This window comes from Paenibacillus sp. KS1, from assembly GCF_001680695.1.
Lineage (GTDB): Bacteria > Bacillota > Bacilli > Paenibacillales > Paenibacillaceae > Paenibacillus_B > Paenibacillus_B suaedae.
Genome location: NZ_MAIS01000179.1, coordinates 1 through 3,345 on the forward strand (window position 1 = coordinate 1; position 3,345 = coordinate 3,345).

Sequence of the window (3,345 nt, forward strand, 5' to 3'; positions counted from 1 at the left end):
CTGCAAGAGCTTGGCATTGACATGGATGTGAATTTCAGTAAAGCAGCTCATGGCGTTATGGTAAAGATGGATAAGTCAAAATTCGATAACCTTGACGATACTGCCAAAGAAAAGGCGAAAGCCATTCTTGAGCAAATGAGAACAGGAGCGCTTAGCAAAGAGCAAGTGAAAGCACAGCTGCAAGAGCTTGGCATCGACATAGATGTAGATTTCAGCCCGGCTCACAACATGAAGAAAGAAACAAAAGCAATTCACTTTGATGATGCTACCCAACAAAAGGTAAAAGCCCTCTTTGATCAATCAAAAGCAGGTACAATCACGAAGGAGCAAATGAAAAAGCAACTCGATGAAGTTCTTGGTGTCCAAACCCTTGATTTCCATGTAGAAAAATAATCAAAGAAAATCTTGGTTCTCAAGCTACGTAGAGATGTCCAAAAGATAAACACGACCCGTGAGATTGCTATTCGGCAGCCTCACGGGTTTTGTATGTTAACATTGAACTCTTTTCCAGATAAAATCCCCATGTATCTCTAGATAAAATCCTTGCTGGCTCCATCTGGACTCCAGATCAGTCCTATACATTAAAGATATCAAGAAGGAGGTTAGAAATTATGAATTTTATCACACGTGCATGTTTAAGTGTACAAGCAAGAAAGGGAAAGTCCTTGATCTTATTCGCCGTTTTTTTAGTGCTCACTAATTTAGTATTAGCGGGATTCGCCATACAGAATGTCACAAAGACAGCGAATGATCTCGCCAGGAAAAAGTTAGGAGTTGATGTGACGCTAGGATTAAATGGGGATAAATTTCAAAAGTACGTACAAAAACAGAGACTTGAGAATCCAAATGAAAGAATACATCGTCCGGAAATCTCTACAGAGGAAGCAGATAAGTTAGCCGAATCTCCATATGTAAAAGAGTTCAACTATGTAAAAGACAGTCAAGGCGTGGCCGATGGCTATATCCCCATTAATGCCGATCAAGGAGATAACGCGGTAGGCGGTTCCGTAGGCGGAAGCCAAGGGAACATGAAAATGCCAAACACGCTCATTCAAGGCGTTCGAATTTCTGATTTGCTAAAAGAATTTGCGGACGAAACGAATAAAATTATCGATGGTCGTTCCATTACACCGGAGGACAAAGATCAGAAAGTAGCCCTCGTCGAAAAACAATTGGCTGAACAAAACAATCTGCAAGTTGGCGATCAGTTAAAGATTCAAGCACAAGATGAAACATCGACAATAGATTTAGAGATTATCGGAATTTACGAAATGTCCACGATAGACAGTAACATGGAATCGGCACCGCCGCTGTTTCATCCGTCGAACAAAGTATATGTCTCCTACGGATCGTTAAAAGAATTATCAGAAAATAAGGAATCGAAAGGTATCCCCATTGATCAAGCCATATATTACTTGAATGATCCGAACCATATTGAGGACTTCAAAGCAGAAGGACAAAAAACAGGCATTGATTTTGACCTATTTAAGCTAGATGCGCATGATGCATTATATCGAAAAATGGTAGGCCCGATTGAGAACGTAGCATCCACTTCGAAATGGATCATATACCTGGTCTCTTTTGCGGGAGCCATTATCTTAGGTCTTATTATTACGTTGGCCATAAAGGAGCGAAGGAAGGAATTAGGGATTCTGCTCGCGATTGGCGAGAAAAAAGGAAAATTAATCGGACAACTATTAGTAGAAGTATTGTGTATCGCTGCCCTAGCATTCAGCCTCTCTGTCTTTACAGGCGGGATCGTGTCTCAAAAAATGGGAGACAGCTTATTGCAGAATGAAGTTGCTTCTTATGATCAAGATGAGAAGGCGGAAAATAATCCCGGATTCTCGTTTGGAATGATTCCTGACCAAGGCCAGGATGTGGAGCCGATTCATGATATTGATGTGCGAGTAACCTCCGAAGATATGTTGAAGTTAGGTCTGTTGGGTCTAGTCATTGCAATCTTTTCAACCATTCTCCCAGCACTATCGATACTTCGATTGAACCCAAAAGATATTTTATTAAAGCATGAATAGAGGGGGATCTATATGGACGCGATATTGCAATTCCAAAATCTGAACTACCATTATAAAAGCAATAATAAAAAATACACGATTTTAGATAACGTAAACTTTTCGTTCCAAGCCGGTCATTTTTATACGATTTTAGGACCATCGGGATCAGGAAAAACAACAACTCTTAGCTTAGCAGGCGGATTAGATATTCCTAGGAGCGGGTCTATCCTATTCAAAGGAACAGATATACAGAAAATTGGGTTGGAGTCCTATCGAAACAAACATGTCTCGATTATCTTTCAATCCTACAACCTCATTACGTATATGACAGCGCTTCAAAATGTAGTAACAGCCATGGAGATTACGGGTGTCGATGTAACAGACAAAAAAGGAAGAGCACTTGAATTATTAATAAAGGTAGGGTTAACGGAAATAGAAGCCAAAAGAAAGGTATTGCAGCTTAGCGGCGGTCAACAGCAGCGCGTCGCGATTGCCCGTGCCTTATCTTGCAACGTGGATTTATTAATTGCCGATGAGCCTACCGGAAATCTAGATCAAGCAACTGCCTTTGACATTATTGAGTTATTCAAAGAGCTTGCTCATAAAGAAAATAAATGCATCATTGTCGTCACCCACTCTCCAGACGTGGCTAGGCAATCAGATACGGCGGTATTTCTTGAACAAAAAGATTTAATAATCAAAAATATGTAATGATACATTTTGAAAAAGAAAGGAATTAGAATCATGCGGAAAAGAGTAATTTAATTTCGACTAGTGAAAACGAATGTTTCTTATTGATTAGGGTATGTCAAAACGTAAAGATGAACTCCCTATAGGAGGAGTTCATCTTTCTTTACACAAACAATTTTACTTAGCCCAACATTATTATTTTCCTAGAGAAAGCCTATTCCATCTCCTCGGTTCAAACTGGAATAAGCCCTACTAAAGTCTAAATCATTTTAGGATTCTTATAACACCAATTAGGGTCATAGGGCAACGATTTCAATTTTCGCATATCTTCCCAACTATAAACCCAATTGTAATCTCCCAACCAATAATATTGCATAGGATTTAATTTTAAGTATTCATAAACGAAACTTAAAAGCAACTTCTCGTTATCGTATACATCCTCGATACAACCAACTTGATATAAGGAAAGGGATGAATCCAACCCTAGATACTGTCCATTATTATAAAACTCAAGCCCATCATTCTTTTCTCCATCAATGTATATTAAGAACTTATTCTCATCAATATTTAGATCCTGCATAATACTTATAGTTGTATATTTGAAGTGGTCTCTCATAAGCCCCTTAATGATCTTGGACAC

Annotated in this window: 3 protein-coding genes and 1 pseudogene; 3 read left to right on the top strand and 1 reads right to left on the bottom strand. The window is 39.0% G+C overall.

Features of this window, described 5'->3' with window-relative positions:
- The 3 genes and pseudogenes from BBG47_RS30200 to BBG47_RS27415 form a co-directional block, all read left to right on the top strand.
- A pseudogene (locus BBG47_RS30200) lies at nt 1-393 on the top strand (hypothetical protein); the annotation flags it as partial.
- 218 nt (nt 394-611) lie between these two features.
- On the top strand, nt 612-2,036 hold the full coding sequence (locus BBG47_RS27410; RefSeq protein ID WP_065294383.1) for an ABC transporter permease: 1,425 nt from the start codon (nt 612-614) through the stop codon (nt 2,034-2,036).
- A gap of 12 nt (nt 2,037-2,048) precedes the next feature.
- Entirely contained in the window at nt 2,049-2,726 is a 678-nt protein-coding gene (locus tag BBG47_RS27415; RefSeq protein ID WP_065294384.1) for an ABC transporter ATP-binding protein, read from the top strand.
- Between the two features lie 238 nt (nt 2,727-2,964).
- Here BBG47_RS27415 and BBG47_RS30475 read toward each other — a convergent pair.
- Nucleotides 2,965-3,345: hypothetical protein (locus BBG47_RS30475; protein WP_065294385.1), on the bottom strand; the 381-nt coding region annotated here is incomplete at its 5' end.

Bases quoted from the DNA above. Each gene is read 5' to 3' on its own strand.
- BBG47_RS27410 (WP_065294383.1), top strand. From the start codon at position 612: ATGAATTTTATCACACGTGCATGTTTAAGTGTACAAGCAAGAAAGGGA.
- BBG47_RS27415 (WP_065294384.1), top strand. From the start codon at position 2,049: ATGGACGCGATATTGCAATTCCAAAATCTGAACTACCATTATAAAAGC.